The sequence below is a fragment of the Shinella sp. 20P9.1.1 genome (assembly GCF_057798995.1).
The window spans coordinates 1-18,651 of record NZ_JBYOLC010000025.1; the positions used below are offsets into that span (position 1 = coordinate 1).

General features: G+C 61.1%; 27 protein-coding genes, 1 tRNA gene and 2 pseudogenes. 23 read left to right on the top strand and 7 right to left on the bottom strand.

Translation table 11 applies throughout. From position 1 onward, the window contains the following. A pseudogene (locus AC27VQ_RS25255) lies at positions 1 to 748 on the bottom strand (hypothetical protein); the annotation flags it as partial. A gap of 32 nt (positions 749 to 780) precedes the next feature. After that, positions 781 to 1,146: a tail fiber domain-containing protein gene (locus tag AC27VQ_RS25260; protein WP_488718532.1), complete on the bottom strand. Its 366-nt coding sequence runs from the start codon at positions 1,144 to 1,146 to the stop codon at positions 781 to 783. Positions 1,147 to 2,185: 1,039 nt separating this feature from the next. Between AC27VQ_RS25260 and AC27VQ_RS25265 the strand changes: the two genes are divergently transcribed. The 3 genes from AC27VQ_RS25265 (at position 2,186) to AC27VQ_RS25275 (ending at position 3,409) form a co-directional block, all read left to right on the top strand. Further along, positions 2,186 to 2,713, top strand: coding sequence for a lysozyme family protein (locus tag AC27VQ_RS25265; protein ID WP_488718492.1), 528 nt, complete (start codon positions 2,186 to 2,188; stop codon positions 2,711 to 2,713). Then, complete coding sequence (locus AC27VQ_RS25270) at positions 2,713 to 3,024, top strand: hypothetical protein (protein WP_488718493.1); 312 nt, start codon at positions 2,713 to 2,715, stop codon at positions 3,022 to 3,024. Before AC27VQ_RS25265 ends, AC27VQ_RS25270 begins: the two co-directional genes overlap by 1 nt. Before the next feature lie 64 nt (positions 3,025 to 3,088). Continuing rightward, a complete protein-coding gene (locus AC27VQ_RS25275) occupies positions 3,089 to 3,409 on the top strand; it encodes a phage holin family protein (RefSeq protein ID WP_488718494.1) in 321 nt (106 codons plus the stop codon). Between the two features lie 2 nt (positions 3,410 to 3,411). On the opposite strand, the pseudogene AC27VQ_RS25280 reads toward AC27VQ_RS25275, so the two are convergent. The 5 genes and pseudogenes from AC27VQ_RS25280 to AC27VQ_RS25300 form a co-directional block, all read right to left on the bottom strand. After that, a pseudogene (locus tag AC27VQ_RS25280) lies at positions 3,412 to 3,798 on the bottom strand (tyrosine-type recombinase/integrase); the annotation flags it as partial. A gap of 15 nt (positions 3,799 to 3,813) precedes the next feature. Continuing rightward, on the bottom strand, positions 3,814 to 4,656 hold the full coding sequence (locus tag AC27VQ_RS25285; RefSeq protein WP_488718495.1) for a tyrosine-type recombinase/integrase: 843 nt from the start codon (positions 4,654 to 4,656) through the stop codon (positions 3,814 to 3,816). Positions 4,657 to 4,824: 168 nt separating this feature from the next. After that, positions 4,825 to 4,914 (bottom strand) — tRNA-Ser (locus AC27VQ_RS25290). Positions 4,915 to 4,991: 77 nt separating this feature from the next. Further along, positions 4,992 to 6,140, bottom strand: coding sequence for a site-specific integrase (locus AC27VQ_RS25295; protein ID WP_488718496.1), 1,149 nt, complete (start codon positions 6,138 to 6,140; stop codon positions 4,992 to 4,994). Then, on the bottom strand, positions 6,137 to 6,661 hold the full coding sequence (locus tag AC27VQ_RS25300; protein ID WP_488718497.1) for a hypothetical protein: 525 nt from the start codon (positions 6,659 to 6,661) through the stop codon (positions 6,137 to 6,139). Before AC27VQ_RS25300 ends, AC27VQ_RS25295 begins: the two co-directional genes overlap by 4 nt. A 110-nt stretch (positions 6,662 to 6,771) precedes the next feature. Between AC27VQ_RS25300 and AC27VQ_RS25305 the strand changes: the two genes are divergently transcribed. From AC27VQ_RS25305 to AC27VQ_RS25400, 20 genes are all read left to right on the top strand, one after another. Further along, positions 6,772 to 6,978, top strand: coding sequence for a hypothetical protein (locus tag AC27VQ_RS25305; RefSeq protein WP_488718498.1), 207 nt, complete (start codon positions 6,772 to 6,774; stop codon positions 6,976 to 6,978). Beyond that, a complete protein-coding gene (locus AC27VQ_RS25310) occupies positions 6,975 to 7,364 on the top strand; it encodes a hypothetical protein (protein WP_488718499.1) in 390 nt (129 codons plus the stop codon). Before AC27VQ_RS25305 ends, AC27VQ_RS25310 begins: the two co-directional genes overlap by 4 nt. Next, on the top strand, positions 7,361 to 7,612 hold the full coding sequence (locus AC27VQ_RS25315; protein WP_488718500.1) for a twin-arginine translocation signal domain-containing protein: 252 nt from the start codon (positions 7,361 to 7,363) through the stop codon (positions 7,610 to 7,612). The genes AC27VQ_RS25310 and AC27VQ_RS25315 overlap by 4 nt, the downstream gene beginning before the upstream one ends. Then, entirely contained in the window at positions 7,609 to 7,797 is a 189-nt protein-coding gene (locus tag AC27VQ_RS25320) for a hypothetical protein (RefSeq protein ID WP_488718501.1), read from the top strand. The genes AC27VQ_RS25315 and AC27VQ_RS25320 overlap by 4 nt, the downstream gene beginning before the upstream one ends. A gap of 135 nt (positions 7,798 to 7,932) precedes the next feature. Further along, positions 7,933 to 8,814, top strand: coding sequence for a YdaU family protein (locus AC27VQ_RS25325; RefSeq protein ID WP_488718502.1), 882 nt, complete (start codon positions 7,933 to 7,935; stop codon positions 8,812 to 8,814). Further along, positions 8,811 to 9,362, top strand: a complete 552-nt coding sequence (locus tag AC27VQ_RS25330; protein WP_488718503.1) for a hypothetical protein — start codon at positions 8,811 to 8,813, stop codon at positions 9,360 to 9,362. Before AC27VQ_RS25325 ends, AC27VQ_RS25330 begins: the two co-directional genes overlap by 4 nt. Further along, positions 9,359 to 9,607: a hypothetical protein gene (locus AC27VQ_RS25335; protein ID WP_488718504.1), complete on the top strand. Its 249-nt coding sequence runs from the start codon at positions 9,359 to 9,361 to the stop codon at positions 9,605 to 9,607. Before AC27VQ_RS25330 ends, AC27VQ_RS25335 begins: the two co-directional genes overlap by 4 nt. Then, the gene (locus tag AC27VQ_RS25340) at positions 9,607 to 10,377 is read left to right on the top strand and encodes a hypothetical protein (protein ID WP_488718505.1); all 771 of its coding nucleotides are present in this window, start codon (positions 9,607 to 9,609) and stop codon (positions 10,375 to 10,377) included. Before AC27VQ_RS25335 ends, AC27VQ_RS25340 begins: the two co-directional genes overlap by 1 nt. Positions 10,378 to 10,440: 63 nt before the next feature. Then, positions 10,441 to 11,709: a phage portal protein gene (locus tag AC27VQ_RS25345; protein WP_488718506.1), complete on the top strand. Its 1,269-nt coding sequence runs from the start codon at positions 10,441 to 10,443 to the stop codon at positions 11,707 to 11,709. Then, a complete protein-coding gene (locus AC27VQ_RS25350) occupies positions 11,699 to 12,091 on the top strand; it encodes a hypothetical protein (RefSeq protein ID WP_488718507.1) in 393 nt (130 codons plus the stop codon). Before AC27VQ_RS25345 ends, AC27VQ_RS25350 begins: the two co-directional genes overlap by 11 nt. Continuing rightward, the gene (locus AC27VQ_RS25355; RefSeq protein ID WP_244760837.1) at positions 12,091 to 12,594 is read left to right on the top strand and encodes an HK97 family phage prohead protease; all 504 of its coding nucleotides are present in this window, start codon (positions 12,091 to 12,093) and stop codon (positions 12,592 to 12,594) included. The genes AC27VQ_RS25350 and AC27VQ_RS25355 overlap by 1 nt, the downstream gene beginning before the upstream one ends. 1 nt (position 12,595) lies before the next feature. After that, positions 12,596 to 13,834 (top strand): phage major capsid protein, encoded by a 1,239-nt coding sequence (locus AC27VQ_RS25360; RefSeq protein WP_488718508.1) that lies wholly within the window; start codon positions 12,596 to 12,598, stop codon positions 13,832 to 13,834. 11 nt (positions 13,835 to 13,845) lie between these two features. After that, positions 13,846 to 14,229, top strand: coding sequence for a hypothetical protein (locus AC27VQ_RS25365; RefSeq protein WP_488718509.1), 384 nt, complete (start codon positions 13,846 to 13,848; stop codon positions 14,227 to 14,229). Positions 14,230 to 14,584: 355 nt separating this feature from the next. Continuing rightward, positions 14,585 to 15,067 carry a hypothetical protein gene (locus AC27VQ_RS25370; RefSeq protein ID WP_488718510.1) on the top strand — a complete coding sequence of 161 codons (483 nt, stop codon included), beginning with the start codon at positions 14,585 to 14,587 and terminating at the stop codon, positions 15,065 to 15,067. A 97-nt stretch (positions 15,068 to 15,164) separates the two neighbouring features. Beyond that, positions 15,165 to 15,485, top strand: coding sequence for a head-tail connector protein (locus AC27VQ_RS25375; RefSeq protein ID WP_488718511.1), 321 nt, complete (start codon positions 15,165 to 15,167; stop codon positions 15,483 to 15,485). Beyond that, complete coding sequence (locus tag AC27VQ_RS25380) at positions 15,478 to 15,912, top strand: HK97-gp10 family putative phage morphogenesis protein (RefSeq protein ID WP_488718512.1); 435 nt, start codon at positions 15,478 to 15,480, stop codon at positions 15,910 to 15,912. Before AC27VQ_RS25375 ends, AC27VQ_RS25380 begins: the two co-directional genes overlap by 8 nt. Beyond that, complete coding sequence (locus AC27VQ_RS25385) at positions 15,909 to 16,322, top strand: DUF3168 domain-containing protein (RefSeq protein WP_488718513.1); 414 nt, start codon at positions 15,909 to 15,911, stop codon at positions 16,320 to 16,322. The genes AC27VQ_RS25380 and AC27VQ_RS25385 overlap by 4 nt, the downstream gene beginning before the upstream one ends. After that, the gene (locus AC27VQ_RS25390) at positions 16,322 to 16,636 is read left to right on the top strand and encodes a phage head closure protein (RefSeq protein WP_488718514.1); all 315 of its coding nucleotides are present in this window, start codon (positions 16,322 to 16,324) and stop codon (positions 16,634 to 16,636) included. Before AC27VQ_RS25385 ends, AC27VQ_RS25390 begins: the two co-directional genes overlap by 1 nt. Continuing rightward, entirely contained in the window at positions 16,633 to 17,061 is a 429-nt protein-coding gene (locus AC27VQ_RS25395) for a phage terminase small subunit P27 family (RefSeq protein WP_488718515.1), read from the top strand. Before AC27VQ_RS25390 ends, AC27VQ_RS25395 begins: the two co-directional genes overlap by 4 nt. After that, positions 17,033 to 18,649, top strand: a complete 1,617-nt coding sequence (locus AC27VQ_RS25400) for a terminase large subunit (RefSeq protein ID WP_488718516.1) — start codon at positions 17,033 to 17,035, stop codon at positions 18,647 to 18,649. The genes AC27VQ_RS25395 and AC27VQ_RS25400 overlap by 29 nt, the downstream gene beginning before the upstream one ends. Positions 18,650 to 18,651: the final 2 nt, after the last annotated feature.

Genomic DNA, 18,651 nt, shown 5'->3' on the forward strand with positions numbered 1-18,651 from the left:
CGGCGAGGCCGCCGTCCATGCGCTTCCGAAGTGCGGTGATAGCATCGCTGCGGGATTTCCCGGTACCGGCATATCGTTTGTCGATCTGCTTTTTCTGCTCGTACTGCTCAAGCTCGTCTTTTTTCTTTCGGGCAGCGGCAGCCGCATCCACTTGGGTTTTGAACGCCATTTCCGGGTTAGCGAAGGTCGAGATGATTTGCGGGATCTGATCCGGCGTCACGTCCTGATACTTGTTCTCGCCGCCGGCTGTTTTGAAATTGAGGCGGTATCCCATCAGCCTGCCGTCCGGCGTTTTGAGCTCGGCAATATCCCCAGCCGTAAAGTCGTGGTGGATGTAGCCCTTGATTTTAGCCGCATCGAGCGCGTCCGTGAGGGCACCGAAATTGTCTCCGGTCTGGGCCTTGACGAGGGCACTCGAAAACAGCTTGGCTCCGCGCTTGGCGTCAGCACTCTCTCCCCATTTCGTCAATTTCTCCGCACCGTCGACATCGCCGTTGATCAGCATTTCGTTGCGCATTTTCGGGATGGCGTAGGTCTGGAAGAAATTGTCGAAATCATCGACCTTGGCATTGCCGGCGTCGACTTGCTTCTCGAACTCCTGCTTCGCACCGAGCCCAATCGCGTCCATACGATCGCGCTGATCGAGCTCGCGCTGATATTCCTTGTCCTTCCGAGCATCGAGGACCTTCTGACGCTTGCGATCGTCCATCTGATCCCGGACTGCCATCCCGCCTTGAAGACCCTGCATGAAACTTCCGAGGCCGACTCCGAAATTTCCCATTACGCAGCTCCCATGGCAGCGCCGCCCTGGCCAAGCCCGATGGCGGCAACGACGTGATCGAGTTTCTTGTCGAGGTCTTGGACCGCCTTCATCGTGATTCCGATCGCGTCCTGAGCAGGAATAGCCCGGCCATCACCCTTGCCTGTGGCCCGTTTAAAGTCCTGCGCATAGGTCCCAACATGGCGGCCGCCATCGGCGACGCCCCTATCGTAGGTCCATTCCTCGACCGGCATATCGTTAACCGCCTCAAGCGCTTCGCCTTCTGGAATTTCTTCCTTGTCGTGCTTGACGTTCTCGTCCGATGCAATGAGACCGATCGCACCGCCGAGAAACTGGCCGATACCGGAGGCATTGTTCGCTGCGATCTGGTTCTGCGTCTGCCAGGCATTGAGGCGGAAATTATCCTGTCCCTGAAGCGTATCCGCCGACCCTCGGTATCATGGGCCATCGCTCCCTGGTAGCCTTGGCCCATGATACCGAGAGATCCAAGGTACTGGCCATTCGCGCCGAAGTTCCCGCTGAGCGCAGCATTGCCGGCACCAAGACCCAATTGCGTCGCGGCAGCCGACTGTGCCGGGAGGCCGCGACCGAGGTTCACCGCGTCGGCCTTCAACGCGATGCCTTTATCCCGTCGCGCTTGACGCGCGGTGTTCGCTGCGCCGGCCGACGCAAGCGCGGTGTTGAGGTCAGCTTCTCGCTCGATGCCGGTAAACCGGCCGGAGCCGGGTGTTATTCCCAGCCCCGCCATTTCGCGTCGGCGGGCACCGTCCGCGGCTCGGTCGGCTTGGCGGACATCCGCCATCGCTTCTGCCGCGGCCTTGTCCTGGTTGGCCTCGCTGCCGTAATCCTTCGCCTCCTTGAGGAATTCATCCTCCAGCGGCCGGAACTCTTTCTCGTATCGCTCGCGATCGGCCTTGGCGATCTTGTCCTGATCGCTGAGGATGGCGAGTTGCTTATCGGTGAGTGTCTTGGTGAGCTCGTCGAGTTCGGCCTGCCGTTTGGTGGAGACCTTGAATGCGTCCTTGGCAAAATTCAGCCAATGCTCGCCGGTCTTCGCCTGCAGAACGGCGGCCTCACCGATTTTCGGATCCGGGCTCGGGGCGTCTCCCGCGCTTTTTCCAATGGTGCAAAATTCCCATCATCTGGAAACCGCACATCTTGCGCAGGAAGGCCGAGCATATCTTGCCGGCCGCCAAACTACCATAGGCGGAGGGGAAGCCACCGGCATTCCCGCCGGAGCATGCCGAAGAGGACAAGGTCCTCACCGTTCACGCCGCCGGCGCGCATGACGCCCTCCCGTGTCCAGCCGAACTGTTCGGCCAGGCGTAGCGATGGCTTGTTGTCGCAAGAGATCAAAGAGGTGATCCGGGAAAACCCACACGTCGTGAAAGGGAACGCCATCGAGTGGACGATACCGGGAAGGTGTACTCCGGCAAAATCGATGGACACGTCGGCGAACAGACCTCATCGGGTGCGCGGAAGTATCCCGGCGGCCTGTCCGCCCTGATCCGCGAGTATTGCGACGCCTACATGGCGTATCTCCAAACCCTCACCAACAGAAAGACGGGCTTTCCTGCCAACGGCCGTGGGTGGACCATCCGCATCACCGGCAAAGATCCGCGCAAAGAGTGGAAGGATCAACTCGGCGTCGTGGGGAATGCCCTTCGGCTCGCTGGCAACGCCAGTGGCAGCAGCGTCGAAAAGACGACCGCGCCAATCGAGGCTCAGGCGAAAGCCGATACGCGTGACACCGGCATAGGCGAGGTGTTGAAAAAGCCGGAAGCGTGGGGGCCGCTCAGCTCTATAGTTTCGGCTGGCAGCGCGCTGATGGCTGGGAACGGGCCGGTTCAGTGGGCTTTGGCGGGGATCATGATAGCCGGCGCTGGTATGGGGATCTGGTATTTCGTTCGCCGGATCCGGGAGTCGGGCTGATGCTGCAATGGTTGTCAGCTGCGGCGGGCGCCGCGTGCGCTGCGGTATTCATTTACGGATACACGCTGGCCATTACTTTGCCGGCCGCCCGTTCAGAAGCCCGCGCTCGCCTTGTCGCTGAGCAGGCGGTGGTGGCCCAGAAGGAAGAGCTCGAAAGGAAAGGCGACGATGCGAAGCTACAACGCATGTCTGATTTTGATTTGTGCGTCGCTTACATTGGCCGGGTGTCAGCATGCGACAGTCTCCGGCTGCAGCCCCTTTGTACAAGCGAACCTATCGCCGGCCGGGACGATTGCCCTAATCCAAGCTGACCGGCCCGGTGCCGAGCGCGTGATTTCCAATGATCGCGCCGGCGCGCGAAAAGGATGCTGGTGAATGTCCGACAAATACAATTCCATCGTCGAACTGCTGAACGCATGGTTCGGCGGCGCATTTACCACCATGTTCGGTGCGGTCATCGGGCGCTTCATGTGGCATGCACAGGAGGTACGCAGGATGAAACGAAAGTTTTTGGGCCGCGAGCTCCTCTGGGAGTTCCCGATAGCCGTCGGGATGGCACTCATCGGCCAGGGATTGGCGTCCTGGTGGGGCCTCGGGCAGGAGGCGACGACGGGTCTTATAGCATCGCTCGCCTATTTGGGGCCGCGCGGCGCGGAAGTCCTGTTCATGAAGTGGTTCGGCGCGAAGGTCGGGTGAGATCATCGGCGCCGGCCACGCGCTATTTCCTCAAGCGGGACGGCGCCCTCTAACAGCAGATCGGACCATGCTTGAGCAAGCTCCTTGCGTCGGTTCAGGTGGAGCGCCCGATTATAGGCGCCCTCAACTTTGTCCTTCGGAACGTGCGCCAGCATGAGGTCGATGACCGCGCTGTCCGCCGTATGCGCCTCGTTCATTATCGAAGAAAATGCTGCTCGCCATCCGTGCGGGACGTGGCGGTGGTGATAGCCGGACCGGTTGAGAAGGTAGCCGATCGCATTTTCCGAGAGGGGCCGGTGCGAGTGGCGGGTGTTCGGAAACACAATCGGACCGCGTCCTGATATATGACGGATTTCAGCAATCACAGCCATGGCCTGCTTCGAGAGAGGGACGAGATGATCCCGCTATTCATCATCTTTATACTGCGCCTTCAGCTTCATGCGGGCAGCTGGGATTTGCCAGATCGGGTCCGCGGCGTCGAGCTCATTGAACTCCGACCACGGCGTCATGATCAGCGTGCCGGGCCGCACGGCAGTCAGGGCCAAGAGGCGGTGGGCGAGTTTCGTAACGGGGTGAGCCTCCTTTAACTCAACGCTTCGCAGAATATCGCGGACGCCTTGCAAGCTGGTCACCGCCGGCTGGCGTCCCTTTTTCATCGGCGCCATAGCACCTTTCACCGTCGCGGCAGGATCATCGCTTCCTCGACCAGTGGCAATCGCATAGACGAAGACAGCAGACATCCTCTGCCGGATCCGGCGCGCTGTGTCTTTGGCGCCCCGCTGTTCGATAGGTCTGAGAACGGTGAGTACGTCGGCCGGAGTTATGTCGCGCGGGGCGAGGGATCCAAGGGTAGGGAATATATCAGTCCGCAGGCTGCCAATTACGTCCTCGGCATGTCTCGGCACCCACTGAGATTTATTCAGGTCGTGCCATTCCTCGGCGATGCTCTGAAACGTTGCGGCTGCCGATTTCGCCCCTGCGAGCGTCAGTAGCTTCTTCGCAACGGCTGGGTCGCGGCCGGCGCGAAGCGTGTCTTTTGCCTCGTCGCGCTTCCGGCGCGCCTCCAGGAGGGAAACCCCTGGATATTGTCCAAGGCTCAACAATTTTTCTTTGCCGCTAATCTCGTAGCGGAAACGCCAGAGCTTTCCACCGGCCCGCGTCACGAAAAGGTGAAGCCCGCCTCCGTCCGTCAGGCGGTAGTCCTTTTCCGCTGGCTTTGCCCGCTTGATCTGCGCGTCTGTGAGCACTTCATTTTCCCCGATACCCGGTGCGGCCTCGAAAATACCCGCCCTCATACCCGGAGTTGTACGGGTATGCATGGTGAAGCATGGTAATTTTCAGGAAAAGAGAAAACACACCAATGCCTTGCATATCAAGGGCAATAGTAATGGATGGAATGGAATGGGACAAGAAATTGGCGGAAGAGGTGGGATTCGAACCCACGGTAGACTCTCGCCTACGCCGGTTTTCAAGACCGGTTCCTTAAACCACTCGGACACTCTTCCATGTGTTTGATATGGCTAAGAAATCCGTGGTTTCGAGATTTCCCAAAAGTGGCGTTTGCTACCGCTTTGCTACCATATCATTCGCTCGCCGGCTTTTTAGCAGCTTTGATTGCCGCGTCAACTTGCTCTGCTGCATTCGCCTGCATTCCCGGCATGACGTGCGAGTAGAGGTCGAGCGTGATCCCGATAGTCGAATGACCGAGACGTTCGCTGGCAATCTTTGGATGGACGCCGGCGGCGAGCAATTGCGTTGCGTGTGAGTGGCGGAGGTCATGGAAGCGAATGCGGGGGAGGTCTGTTTTCGCCAGGAGCCGCGTCCATTCGTGTGTGAGGGAGACAGGCTTTAACGGCGATCCATCCACCTGGGCGACCACGAATGAGTTTTCGTCGGGCCGGACACCGATCTTCAATTGCTCCTCGGCCTGTGCGAGGCGATGGCGTTTCAGCTCCTCAAGAACCGTCGAGGAAAGCGCCACAGTGCGCGCCTTGCCAGATTTCGTCTCTTTGTAGCGAACCTCTGTTCCAACCTGCTCGGCGCTCCGGGTGACAGCGATCACGGCCGCCACGAGATCAATGTCTTTCCAGCGGAGGGCGATGACTTCTCCTCGCCTCATGCCGCACATAGCGGCTAGCAGCACCGGAATGAAGACGCGGCTTTTGCGGAGGTCGTCGAGCAGCATCGCCGTCTGGGGGGCGCTGTAGGCCTCCATTTGCTTTCGCTCGACTTTTGGCGGGCGGGTGAGGGCGACCGGATTTCGCTTCAGCAGATCCCACTTCACTGCCTGATCCATAGCGGTGAGCATCACGCGCCGGCAGTGGTGCACTGTGCGGGGGGATAGGCCACCTTTCCCGTCTCGCCGGCCGCTTTCCAGCAACTTGCCCCATGCGAGGTCGATACTCGCCGCAGTGAGTTTGTTCAGCGTGATCGCGCCAATGACCGGCGCCACGTTCTTGAGGAGCAGTTCCTCGTACCGCTGGTGGGTCTTCGGCGCGACATTCGCCTTTTCATGCTTTAGCCATTGGACGAAGAACTCGCGGAGCGTCGTCTTCGAAGGTTCGATATAGCTGCCACCAGACAACTCCGCGATTAGTCTGGCGCACTCGGTTTCCGCCTGCCTCTTCGTACCATGGAAGGTGTGCCACTTCCGGCGGCGCTTCCCGTCGCTCGGAACATCGAGGACAATCGCCCACTTGCCTGGGCTGCGTTCGACAATGTGGCCTTTCATTCGTCTTCTCGCTTAGAGTTTTTGTTGCGCTCGATCGCTTCTGTCAGAGCTTCCATCGCCTGGGGTGAGCTTCTCAGGCTCTCGAAAAACGACTTTCCTTGGAGAAAGTCGGCCGCTTTGCGCTCCCATTCCAGGGCCTTTTCGAGATCGGCAGCACCGTCAGAAAGTTCGTTCGTCCGGATCGTTTGCTCAACGAGTTTCTCGTAGACGTCGTAAACGCGCAGAACCACTTGCCCCGCAAGCGACCGCAATTCCTCATCTTCCTCTGGTCGTCGCGGGCGCTCTGATCGAGCCTGATCTGCAAGGAGCAACACTGCATCAAGAAGCTCCTTCGCCGCGTCGTGCAAACCCGGCTTTAGATCTTCCTCGACGATGGCGATCCTGCACAGTCTGCGAACCGCTTCGGATCGCGAAGGCACGCGCTTTGCAAACCTCCAGTCATCAATCGCTTCGATTTCCGCGCGCGTGATTTTCAACTGCATGCGTTCGGTGTCGGTTTCGCCAAGCTTTGGTCGAGCCATCATCATTCCCCTTGTTTCGTGTGTACATAACTCACAAAAAGGTTGCAAGACCGTTAAATCGTGATAGCGTCACAAACGTACACACAATACTAACCAAACGGTGACGCCGAATGACACTCGAAGAAGCACTGAAAAAGCCGACGATTTCCGTTCCCGATGCGGGGCGCCTCTTCTTCGGCCTTGCGCGCAACGGCGCTTACGAAGCCGCCCGCAAGGGCGACATCGACACGATCAAAGTGGGGGGGCGGATTGTGGTGCCCGTGGCACCGCTTGCAGCTCGGCTTGGTCTGAAGACGACCTTCGGGAGCGCAGCATGAAAGCCCCCATCCGCCAAGTTCCGCGGATGGCGGAGCCCCAAAATGCAAATGGCCCGGCAAGCGTTGGCGCGCTCCCGGACCGTGGTTCGATCTCACATAGGGTTATGGAAATGAACAGCACGGACAGTAGCACGACCGCGCCGGCGCCAGCAACAGGAACGGCCGAAGAACGTGACGTGCACGGTTTGATCTTCGATGCCGGCAACTCTCTCGATATGGCTCGCAACGTCCTCCAGCTGGTCTTCATGACGAGCGAGGCTCTGATCCGTACCGATCGGAAGACCGCAAATGCGCTGACCGCTGGATGCGATCTGGTGGACGACATGCTGTCGCAGATCACTCACCTTCTTGAGGTCGCTCTGGAAAAAGTGAGGGCCGCGCAATGAGAACGACCCGTCGCTCCTTCATCGCTGGAATTTCCGGCATTGCCGTCGCCTCGGCCGCGCCCGCAGCCGCGAAATTGACTGGGGCACAGCCGGAAAGCTTGGAGGAGCGTATTCCGCGCCTCGAGCAGGAGCTTGCGGAAGCTCTCAGCGAGAAATGGTCGGAACGGATCGAACCTTATTGGGCTCCTTACGGCAATCACGCGCTGTTCTTCATGGTGGCAGACATTCCAGAAGGGGAGGACGCATGATGCGTAGCCCCGCCATCGAGAAATTCCGCCGCGCCGAACTCGAAGCCCGCATAGAGGAGTTTATCGAGCTCCTCGACCTCATGGACGGCGATCCCGACCTTGAAGACGACGAGCTCGAAGAGACGATGGACGAGGACAGCCGGGAAGCCGGTCGCCTCGGACTGACGGGGGTGTCGTTCCAGTGAAGATCCTCGCTCTCATGACAGCCATCATCCTCCTCAAAACTGCCCGGTGGATCGCATGGTCCGGCGAGTGCATCGCCGACGGTGCGGTGTGGATCATCGACCAGTGCGATCCCCAGACGCGGAAGCGGACCTGATATGAGCAAGCTCCCTTGGGTGCGCTTCTTCCCCTCGGACTGGCTCGGCGGCACTCGCGGAATGAGTGCCGTCGAGACCGGCGTTTACATCACGCTAGTCGCGACGATGTACGAGCGCGGGGAGCCGATCCCAGAGGATCACAGCCGGCTGGCAAGGCTTTGCGGCGCGTCAAAATCCACCTTCGTCACTGTACTCGACACCCTTCTTGAAGAAGGAAAAGTGATCCGCGTCGAAAGTGGGATTTGGAACGAACGCGTCGAAAAAGAACGCGAGCACGCATCAGAAAAGTCAGAGGTAGGCGCGCGGGCAGCAGAAGCGCGATGGAGGAAAAAAGGCAAAGAAAACAACAGCGGCATAGATGCGGATGCATTGCAAACGCAAAGCCCGGGCAATGCTAACCAGAAGCCAGATACCAGATACCAGAAGTCTTCCTCTCTACGTTCGGAAGACGGGCGCGAGAAAGAGTTCGCCGAGTTCTGGGCGATCTACCCCAACAAGGTCGGGAAGCGGAAAGCATTGATGGCCTTCCAGTCGGCACGGAAGCGAGCCGACCTCGAACCGATCCTCTCGGGGCTACGTCGCTACGCTGGGAAGACGGATGATCGGCCGTGGTGCAACCCCGCAACATGGCTCAACGGCGATAGGTGGGACGATGCGCCAGCTCCAACACCCGTTCGCCAAACTCGCAAGAGCGAGAGCCAGGAGCGACAGGAACGCATCCACCAACAACTCAAAACCTATCTGAATCCAGATCGACAAGAGCCTTTTGAGGGGCCGACGATCGACCACGATCCTGTGTCGCCGAAGAGCTTGGAAAAGGCTCGGGAAGATTACCTCAAAAGCGAGCGTCGGCGCGTAGACAGGAGCTGGGACAAAGCATGATGGAAGACGACGACAATCTCGCCGACCTCGAACGCCGCATGCGCGCGAAGCTCGATGCCATGCACGGCAAGCAGACGGCGGAGGATACGAAGGAAAAAGCGATGGTCGCCAAGCTGCTCGGCAGCAAGGTTGTAGCCGAAGATTTCCTGCGCCACGAAAGCCGTAGGCAGGTTCCGTCCAGTTCTGGACGCATCGATCTTCGCCGGCCGCGCACCTTCAAGCCGGCAAAGCCTGTGATCCGTGTCGAATATTGGGAGCGCCACATCGGCGCGTTCCCGGAATGGGTGATCGAGCGCTACGACAACGGTAAGCAGGTTCACCGGCACACCGGCACGGATTGGCAAAAGCGCGACCAGCTTCTCATCAAGCTTCAAGCGGCCGGCATCACCTGCAAGCCTGTCACCGTCGCCGGCGTGGTGCCAGAGCCCATCCAGGGACGAATGCGAGACCAGCCCAAGAAGCCGAGCGCCAAGGCCGGTATCATGGCGAAGATCGGAAACCTCACCACCGACGACCTCGCCGCCTTCAACAACGAGGATTTCGATTGACCCGACCCATCCTGACACCTGAACGCCTCGACGAAATGCTGGAGGGCAAGAAGCCCTCCAGCACCAGCCGCATTATCTGGACACTGCCGGCAATCGGCCGGCGGATCGGCGTTGGTGCTGACTTCGTCCGCGACACGATCGCAAAGCAGCCTGGCTCTCCGGTTAAGGAGATCGGGGGGCGATACTATGCCTTCGAAGACGACCTGCTATACTTCCTTCGCTTTGGGGGACAAGGGGTGAAATAGTGCCGGAGATACTGAATATACATCTCAATCGCGATGGGATTATCGAGCCTGCGACACAGATGGCGCTCGTAATAAATACCGTCGCTGCATTGACTCTTGCAGCGCTGGAAACAGCGGACATGAATAATCTGCCGTCGCTTGGCAGTTTTCACGTGCGCCCTGCACCAGAAACCGAGGAAAAGCGACGGGAGCAATGCACTCATTGGGTATTGAACAAAGGCATTGAGGACATCGCGGCGGCCGTTCGATCCTCGTTGGAGGAGGCACTGCTCTTTGTCAGCGTCGGAAAGCTTTCCGGAAACGTGCACACATTCGGAGAGTTTGAAGAGGCGGTCCTAAACGTGCGCCGTAGAGCCCAGGCCCTGAATTTCCCTGGGCTGCTCAAGGAAGTTGAATTGGGCCTTTCAGCGGACCTCACTATGAAGGAAGAGATGAAGTCCTTGCAAAGGGTGCGCAACTGTCTAGTCCACCGAAGAGGGATAGTTGGGGTAAGTGATTGTGACGAAGGGACGGGTGAATTAGTCGTCAGGTTACCCTATCTGAGGTTTGCCGCTGACATCGACGGCCAACTTGAGGATCTTACGTTTGGCACACCACTGATCAAAGACACCAGGATCGTGATTAAACTGGAGGTCCGGGAGCGTCGCTTTGCATTGGGCTCTCAGGTTCAGTTTTCCAAGGAGGAATTCAACGAGATCACGAGCGCCTGCTGGCATTTCGCCAATGAGATCGCCGGTAAGCTTCCGGATTACACAACGCCAGCCACGTAAAACCACGAATTCCCGCTTCAAACCGTTATGATGTAACACCCGACGTAGGGCATAAACTGCTCTATGAAGGCTTTCGGCATCCACGTCCCATTCACGCAGCGCGAATCCAAGGCGCTGACTGACGAGCAGATCCTCGAGATGCTCGTCAGCGGCATGCAGACCTCATCTGGCGTCGCCGTCTCGGCCGAATCCGCTCTGCGCACCCCGGCCGTTGCTGCCGCCGTGCGGACCATCTCTGAGGCGTGCGCCTCGCTCGCCGTCAAGGTGGTCGCCATCGCGGAAGACGGAACCGAGACGGAAGCCCCGAACCACGAAGCCGGCAAGCCCCTGAAGGGCGATGCCAACGATTGGCAGAGCGGCTTCGAATTCATCCGTTCCATCGTCGTTGATGCTCTATGCCGGGACCAAGGTGGCCTTGCCCGCGTCACGCGATCCTCGGATGGCCGGCTCCTGGAAATCATCCGTCCGCGCCCCGGCTTCATCAACGTCGATTATCCCGACGACAGCCTCCAGCCTCGGTATCGCGTCAGCGGCATTGTTCAGCCGGCCAGCGATATAATCCACCTTCGCGGCACCTTCGACAAAGCCCCGCTCACCCTCTGCCGGGAAGCGATCGGCGTTGCCATCGTCATGGAACGCCACGCCTCGCAGCTTTTCGGCCGTGGCGCTCGCCCTGGTGGCGCCGTCGAAATGCCAAAGGGTATCGGCGAGGACGCGATCAAGAAGGTCATCGCCGGCTGGAACAAGACGTTCGGTGACGGTGGCGGCGCCGGCAGGACCGCGTTCCTCTACGACGGCGCCACCTTCAAGCAGATGACGCTCTCCAGCGTCGATGCGCAATTCCAGCAGCTCCGGCTTTTCCAGCTTCAGGAGATTGCCCGCGCCTTCAACATCCCGGCGAGCCTGATCGGCGACCTGACCCGCGCCACCTGGTCGACCTCGGCCGAGATGCAGCGCCAGTTTCTCCAGCTCTGCCTTGAGCCTTGGCTTCGCGCTCTCGAAAGCGCATTGGGCCGCGCGCTCTTCTCCAAGGAGGAGAAGGGCAAGTTCGCGATCCGCTTCGACCGCGACGATTTCACGAACGTGGACCTGACGGCGCGCGCCACGGCGATCAACAGCCTCGTCGCCTCCCGCGTCATCAACCCCAACACCGGCCGCGCTTGGCTCGACCTCCCGCCGTACGACGGAGGCGAGGAGTACGCGAACCCGAACACCGGCGCGAGCCAGCCGGGCGTGGGTCACAACGGCGGCCCGCCTCTCGACCGCGATGAAGGCGGCAACCCGAAAACCCCGAAGCCCGACGACGATAAGGACCCGACGGATGAACCTTGAAGACATCCAGGCGAATGTGATTGACCAGGATCGCGGCCGTAAGCTTGAAATCGTGGATCCTTGGGAGGGCAAGCCCACGGGCATGACACTGTGGATCGCCGGCCCGGACAGCGAGACGCAGCGCAAAGCCCGCATCGCCATGATGGACGAGCTTGCCGACCGCGCCGAGTCGGACGGAACGATCAAGGCCGAGCACCGGGAAGCCGCCCGCCTAAACTGCCTCGCGAAGACGGTCCTGCGCTGGGAAGTCCAGCACGAAGGCTCTGATCTCGCTTTCAGCCACAAGAACGTCCTGCGCGTCTTGCGCGCCGCCGACTGGCTTCAGGCTCAGGTCGATGCGTTCGCCGGCGACCGCCGAAACTTCGCGCCGGAGGGGCTGTGATGGACCGGCTGTTCTTCGAGACGAAGATGATCGCCGACGACGCTGGCCTCGTCTCCGGCATCGCCTGGAAGTTCGGCACACCTGACCGCGTTGGCGACTGGATCGAGCCAGGCGCCTTCAAAGGTGCTTCCATGCCGATCCCCATGCTCTTCGGCCACGACATGAATGATCCCATCGGCACCTGGGACGTGGCGACCGAGAAGTCGGATGGCCTGCACCTGACCGGCAAGCTCCTCGTCGACGAGGTGAGCCGCGCCCGCGAGGTCCGCGCCCTGGTCAAATCGGGCGCGGTCAAGGGCATCTCCATCGGCTTCATCACGAAGAAGGCAGCGGCCCGCACCGGCGGCGGCCGGATGATCAAGGCCCTCGAGTTTCTGGAAGCGTCCCTTGTGACGATCCCCATGCATCCCGGCGCGAAAGTCACGTCGGCGAAATCGGCAGTCCAGGCGATATCGATCGCCGCTGCCATCAACCGCGCGGCAGCGCAAATCGGAAGGAACTGACATGCACCATGTCACGAAACGCGCGCTGCTCAACAGCGTGGCCATTGAGCGAAAGGGCGAGGAGGACGATCCGGTCTCCATCGTCACCAAGTCGCTCGAGGATCTTCAGAAGACCGTGGACGAGCGGCTGAAGAAGGTCGAGGGCGGCGCCGAAATCAAGGCGCTTATGGACCGCATCGACGAATTCGAGAAGAAGGCGAACCGCCCCGGCTCGAAGACGACGGCAGAGGAGCAGCAGGAGATCGAGCGCAAGGCTCTGTCCTCCTATCTCCGCTCGAAAAGCTCTGCAGCGATCGAGGAAGCCGGCGGCGCGTTCGAGGTGAAGGCGGCTTCCTCCGACAATGACGCTTCGGGCGGCTATTTCGTCCTGCCGACCGTGGACTTGTCCATCCGCACGCTGATGACCGACCTTTCGCCGCTGCGCGGCCTGGCTGAAGTCGTCAGCATCTCCACTGACAAGTACGAGCGTTTCTATTCGCTCGGCAAACGCGGCGCGCAGCGTGTCTCGGAACGCGACGACCGCCCGCAGGACACGGCTCGCCCCGAACTGATCAAGCACAGCTATCCGGTGGGCGAATACTACGCTGCCCCGGCTGCAACCCGGCATCTGCTCGACGACGCCGCCACCGACATTGCTTCCTGGCTCGTGAACAACGCCACCCATGACTTTGCCGAGACCGAGGGCGAGGACTTCCTTCGCTATACCGGTGTCGATGGCTTCCCGCGCGGCCTCCTCGACTACGGCACCACGAACGAGAAAGATTTCGTCCGCGCTTGGGGTAAGCACCAGTACGTGCCGGCCGGTCATGCTTCGGCACCGACCGATACGCAGCTCGTTGCGGCCGTGATCAAGCTGGTTGCCGCGCTGCGCAAGCCCTACAAAGGCAACGCCAAGTTCCTGATGAACAGCAATACGGCAGTGCGCCTCCGGGCTATCGTCGATGAAGTTGGCCGACGCCTTTGGGCGCCGACGGGCAACCTCATCGAAGGCGTCGAGCACCCGCTGCTTGGCTACTCCGTCGAGATCGACGAGGGCATGCCCGATATCGCGGCCGGCGAGCACCCCATCGCCTTCGGCGACTTCCGCCAGGGCTATGTGATCGTCGATCGCCAAGGCGTCCGCATCAACCGCGACGAACTCACCCAGAAGGGCCGGATCATCTTCGACGTCTATAAGCGCGTCGGCGGCGGTGCCGGTGACTTCAACGCGATCAAGTTCCTCAAGGTCGCAGCGAGCTAAGGAGCCCCATCATGCGCAAAGGACTTTACCACAACCTCAAGGCAATCCCGGCCATCAACTCGGCCTCGCAGGCCGCAGCGGCCGACGGCATCGAGATCGACCGCAAGGGCTCGCAGGGCCTGATGTTCATCGTCAACACCGGGGCGATCTCCGGTTCGGGTGACTTCGGCCTGAAGGTGCAGGAGACGAACACGACCGGCACCGGCTATGCCGACGTGGATCCCGACGATGTGATCAGCAACGCGCCCGCGACGCTCGCGGCGAACAGCAGCTATCAGGTCGAATACATCGGCTCGAAGCGTTTCGCCCATCTCTCGCTCACCAAGGCGGGCGGCACGTCCATCCAGCTCGGCGCCGTCGCCCTCATCGGGCACCAGCACATCCAGTTGCCCTGATGCCGTCCCGCGCTCCATCCATCCGGTCTTGTGGCTGTGTCGTTCCCTACGGGGAGCGATGCCGCCACATGGCTGCATCGGATGCGCAGCGCAAAGCACGTTTCGACAAGAAGAGGCCACCGGCCCGGCACCGCGGCTATGACAAGGAATGGGAGCGCGCCTCCCGTTCTTTCCTCGCCGAACCGGGCAACGACCTATGCGAATGCGGCGCGCCGGCCACCCTTGTCCGACACGTCAAATCCATCAGAACCCGCCCTGACCTTCGCATGGTGCGCTCCAACTGGCGCCCTGGCTGTCAGCGCTGCAATGCACGCGATGCCGCTGAGGAGCGGCGCACCCTCGAAAGGAACCCATCATGACCGTCTACACCAGCGCCGGATTGAAAGTGTACATCGGCGGCGTGCTCAAGCTGAAGAGCACCGACTTCGTTCTGGCCGATTTCACCACGCCGCCCCAGACTTGGACCGAGATCAAGGAGCTCGAAGCGGCCGGCTCGGCCGGCGACACGTCGGAAGCAGTGACCTTTACCGCTCTGGGTGACAAGCGAACCCGCACCCAGAAAGGGCCCCGCTCGGCTGGCAGCATGGACTTGGTATGCGGCATCGACCCAGCCGATCCGGGCCAGCTTGCCGCCATCGCTGCCGAGAAGACCATCCACGACTATGCGTTCAAGCTAGTCCTCAATGATGCACCGGCTGGGGGCACGCCCTCGGAACGCTACTTTGTTGGCAAGGTCATGAGCCAGAGCGAGCAGTTCGACCAGGCCAACAGCATCATGAAGCTGAACATCAGCCTCGGCATCAATAGCAACATCGTCCGCGTAGACGCCGAGGACTGACCTCGGCCCACCGGGGGGTGGTCTTCAACTTTCCACCTCATCGGGGGACCGGCGCGGGGTCCATCGCGCGAGATTTGCTCGAAATAGGATTTTTGCCATGGCGATTGTCACGCTTGCCCAGCTCAAAGAGCATTTGAACTTCGACAGCGACCTCGGCACAGCCGACGACGACATGCTCGGGCGCAAGATCGATGCGGCTCAGAACCATATCGAGCGCCTGCTCGGCTTTAAGATCGGGGCGACCTATGGCGGCTCCGGGCAAGAGGGAATTCCGCCTTCGTTGATTGAGGCGGTGCTCCAGCTTGCTGCGCACTGGTACGAAAACCGCGAAGCAACCCTCGTCGGCGTGACAGCCCAGGAGCTGCCGTTCGGCGTCTGGGATATCGTTCGCGAATATCGGGAGTGGTCCTTTGGCTGACGATGGCGGTCTCTCCCGAATCCAGCAGCGTATGGCCATGATCCCGCGTCGTGTCCGCGAGGCCGTGAAGCCCGCGCTCATCAAAGAGGGGAGCGACCTCGCCGTCACCATGCGCATTCTCGCACCCGACGACCCAGCCACCGACGCGCCCGACCTGCGGAGCAGCATCGAGGTAACGGGGCCGGGCGAGCAGACGCCGCCCTATTCACAGCCGGGCGGCTCCATGGTCGTGCCGGAAAACGCCGTGGCCGTAACGGTCGGTAACGCGGACGTTCGCTACCCGCACCTTGTTGAATACGGGACCACGAAGGCCACCGCTCAACCGTTCTTCTGGCCGGCTGTCCGGCTCCAGCGGAAGAAGGCGACGAACGCGATCAAGCGCGCGATCCGCAAGGCCGTCAAGGACAACTGGGGAAAGCGCAAATGACCCCGGAACTCGCCCTGCAGAAGGCCGTCCGCACCCGCCTCATTGGCACCAGCGCCGTCACCGATCTCGTGCCGGCCGGCTCAATTCTCGACCGCAACCAGCGCCCGGCACCGTTCCCCTCTATCGTCATCGGCGAAGGTCAGAGCGTGGATGAGGGCAACAGCATCGCCCGCACGCTGATCCGCGTCTATCTCGACCTGCATATCTGGAAGAAGGAGCCGAGCACCGAGGGTGTCAAAGCCATCGCTGGAGCGATCCGGGCGGCGATCAAGCAGCGGTTGGACCCAGGAAATTCCGGGTTCCATGTCGCCGAATGCTATGTCCAGAACGCCCGCTACCTTCGCGACCCCGACGGGGAGACCTCGCACGCCATCGTGACCGTCAACGCCCTGGTGCAGGAGGTTGCCTGATGCGCGCCGGCAAGCTTGACCGCACCATAAAAATTCAGGGGTTCACGAACACCGTGAATGAGGTCGGGACGCCCGTCGAAACGTGGACCGACAAGGCCACGCTGCGCGCCCAGATCATCCAGAGCAGCACCGAGGAATTCATCCGGGGCGGCGCCGTCGACGAGGCCATCATCGTCTTCCGCACGCGCTGGCTGGATGGCGTCACCACGGCCGACCGCATTGAATATGCCCCAGGGACACATTTCAACATTAAGGAAACGAAAGAGATCGGCCGCCGCAAGGGGCTGGAGCTTCGCGCCGTGAGGTCCGAATGAGGGGCACCAAGCCGCGTCTCGTGGTCGACAATGAAGCGGTGCGCAAGGCGCCGTCCGCCCCGTCGCGGCTATCGGGCGAAGCAAAAAAGGAATGGCGCCGCGTCCTGCCCATTTTGATCAAGCGGAAAATCCTGACCACGGCCGACCTCGGAAGCCTCGAAAATTACTGCGTGGCGATTGGGCAGGTTCGGGAGATGGAGGAGCATCTTCAGCGCCACGGGCATGTTGTTGAGCAGTTCAAGGACAAGGACGGCGAGATTTTCAGCCTCGGCATGAAGCGCAACCCGGCCGTGGGCATCCAGTCCGACGCCATGACGAGGGCGCGGTTGCTGGCGGCCGAACTCGGCTTGACGCCGGTGTCGCGCTCGCGACCGGCGGTTAGAGAGGACGAGGACGATGGCGAAGACCCGTGCAACGTTTCCTGAGTGGGTCTATGACGGCTCTGAAATTCCTGACCCGCTTGGCTTCGGCGAGCGCGCGGTCAAGTTCCTGCGTATGCTCAAGCATCCGAAGTCCGGCAAGCCGTTCCAGCTCGACCCTTGGCAAGAGCGCGTCGTGCGCCGCATCTATGGCCCGCGCAAGGAAGACGGAAGCCGGATCGTCCGAACCGTCGTGCTTCTCCTGCCACGCGGCAACCGCAAGACGTCGCTGTCGGCGGCGCTGGCGCTGCTCCACACCATCGGCCCGGAGCGTGTGCCGGGCGGCGAAGTCATCACGGCGGCGTCGGATCGGAAGCAAGCGCGCATCGCCTATGAGGAAGCCCGCGGCCTCGTCTGGGCGCACAAGAAGATTGCGCCGAAGGTCCGCAACCTCGATTACCGCAACAAGCTCTATTATCCGACCGCCCGGAGTTTCTGCGAAGCGATCAGCGCCGACGCCGGCACGCAGCACGGTCGCACACCGGTTTTCGTTCTGGCCGACGAGCTGCACGCCTGGAAGAAGCGGGACCTCTGGGACGTGCTCCGCTCTGGTCTGGTCAAGACGGCGGGGAGCCTGCTCGTCGTGGCGACGACGGCCGGGCGTGGCCGGGAGAATATCGCCTGGGATATCGTGGACGATGCGAGGCGCGTGGCGCGCGGGGAGGTGGATGATCCTTCCATCCTGCCGGTGCTTTTCGAGGCGACGGCCGATGATGACTGGCGCGATGAAGAGGTGTGGCGCCGGGTAAACCCCGGCCTTGCTCACGGCTATCCCGACATTGAGGGCCTGCGCCAGATGGCCTTTGAGGGCGAGCGCCGCATAGGCGACCGCGAAGCCTTCAAGCAGCTCAACCTCAATATCTGGCTGGATAGCACCGATGACCCGGCTTTTGACATGGAGGCATATGACGAGTGCGCCGGCGCTGTCGAACTCATCGACCTCGAGGCGGAACGCCGGCCGTGCTGGCTTGGTGTCGATCTTTCGTCCAGCAAGGACCTTTCCGTCATCGTCGCCGCGTGGCCCGATGGGAACGAGGGTTACATCGTCCATCCATGGTTCTTCTGTCCGACGGAGAACCTGCGCGACCGTCAGGACCTTTCCGGCGCCTCCTACATCGCTTGGGCTGAGGAAGGCCATATCGAAGCAACCCCCGGCAACGTGATTGATGTTCGAAGGGTCGAAGCTGTCATTCGTGAACTTTGCGCCCGCTTCAACGTCATGGAAATCGCGTTCGACCCGGCGCTCGCTGCGACCACCCTTGCGAACCTCAACGAGGACGGCTTTCCGGCTGTCGAGATGCGGCAAGGCCCTCTCACGATGATGCCGGCGCTTCAGGAGTTGGAGCGCGTTGTCATAGGGCGACGCCTGCGCCACGACGGGCACCCCGTCTTGCGCCTCTGCTTTTCGAACGCTGAAGCCCAACGCAACACGCAGGGGCATATCGTACGCCTCACCAAGCCCAAGCTGTGGATGTCGATCGACGGCGCCGTCGCGGCGGCAATGGCGGTGCGGCGCGCGGCGGCCGGTGGCGGCGGTTCCTTCTACGACAACGCAGGCGATGACTTTGAAAACTGGGCTTTCGCGGAGTGCTGAAC

What these genes read in the sequence shown, in the direction of transcription:
- AC27VQ_RS25300 (WP_488718497.1), bottom strand. Translation starts at nt 6,661, where the DNA reads ATGGCTCGACCAAAGCTTGGCGAAACCGACACCGAACGCATGCAGTTG.
- AC27VQ_RS25305 (WP_488718498.1), top strand. Translation starts at nt 6,772, where the DNA reads ATGACACTCGAAGAAGCACTGAAAAAGCCGACGATTTCCGTTCCCGAT.
- AC27VQ_RS25310 (WP_488718499.1), top strand. Translation starts at nt 6,975, where the DNA reads ATGAAAGCCCCCATCCGCCAAGTTCCGCGGATGGCGGAGCCCCAAAAT.
- AC27VQ_RS25315 (WP_488718500.1), top strand. Translation starts at nt 7,361, where the DNA reads ATGAGAACGACCCGTCGCTCCTTCATCGCTGGAATTTCCGGCATTGCC.
- AC27VQ_RS25355 (WP_244760837.1), top strand. Translation starts at nt 12,091, where the DNA reads ATGGACCGGCTGTTCTTCGAGACGAAGATGATCGCCGACGACGCTGGC.
- AC27VQ_RS25385 (WP_488718513.1), top strand. Translation starts at nt 15,909, where the DNA reads ATGACCCCGGAACTCGCCCTGCAGAAGGCCGTCCGCACCCGCCTCATT.
- AC27VQ_RS25320 (WP_488718501.1), top strand. Translation starts at nt 7,609, where the DNA reads ATGATGCGTAGCCCCGCCATCGAGAAATTCCGCCGCGCCGAACTCGAA.
- AC27VQ_RS25365 (WP_488718509.1), top strand. Translation starts at nt 13,846, where the DNA reads ATGCGCAAAGGACTTTACCACAACCTCAAGGCAATCCCGGCCATCAAC.
- AC27VQ_RS25345 (WP_488718506.1), top strand. Translation starts at nt 10,441, where the DNA reads ATGAAGGCTTTCGGCATCCACGTCCCATTCACGCAGCGCGAATCCAAG.
- AC27VQ_RS25395 (WP_488718515.1), top strand. Translation starts at nt 16,633, where the DNA reads ATGAGGGGCACCAAGCCGCGTCTCGTGGTCGACAATGAAGCGGTGCGC.
- AC27VQ_RS25350 (WP_488718507.1), top strand. Translation starts at nt 11,699, where the DNA reads ATGAACCTTGAAGACATCCAGGCGAATGTGATTGACCAGGATCGCGGC.
- AC27VQ_RS25295 (WP_488718496.1), bottom strand. Translation starts at nt 6,140, where the DNA reads ATGAAAGGCCACATTGTCGAACGCAGCCCAGGCAAGTGGGCGATTGTC.
- AC27VQ_RS25360 (WP_488718508.1), top strand. Translation starts at nt 12,596, where the DNA reads ATGCACCATGTCACGAAACGCGCGCTGCTCAACAGCGTGGCCATTGAG.
- AC27VQ_RS25390 (WP_488718514.1), top strand. Translation starts at nt 16,322, where the DNA reads ATGCGCGCCGGCAAGCTTGACCGCACCATAAAAATTCAGGGGTTCACG.
- AC27VQ_RS25325 (WP_488718502.1), top strand. Translation starts at nt 7,933, where the DNA reads ATGAGCAAGCTCCCTTGGGTGCGCTTCTTCCCCTCGGACTGGCTCGGC.
- AC27VQ_RS25275 (WP_488718494.1), top strand. Translation starts at nt 3,089, where the DNA reads ATGTCCGACAAATACAATTCCATCGTCGAACTGCTGAACGCATGGTTC.
- AC27VQ_RS25375 (WP_488718511.1), top strand. Translation starts at nt 15,165, where the DNA reads ATGGCGATTGTCACGCTTGCCCAGCTCAAAGAGCATTTGAACTTCGAC.
- AC27VQ_RS25370 (WP_488718510.1), top strand. Translation starts at nt 14,585, where the DNA reads ATGACCGTCTACACCAGCGCCGGATTGAAAGTGTACATCGGCGGCGTG.
- AC27VQ_RS25400 (WP_488718516.1), top strand. Translation starts at nt 17,033, where the DNA reads ATGGCGAAGACCCGTGCAACGTTTCCTGAGTGGGTCTATGACGGCTCT.
- AC27VQ_RS25330 (WP_488718503.1), top strand. Translation starts at nt 8,811, where the DNA reads ATGATGGAAGACGACGACAATCTCGCCGACCTCGAACGCCGCATGCGC.
- AC27VQ_RS25270 (WP_488718493.1), top strand. Translation starts at nt 2,713, where the DNA reads ATGCTGCAATGGTTGTCAGCTGCGGCGGGCGCCGCGTGCGCTGCGGTA.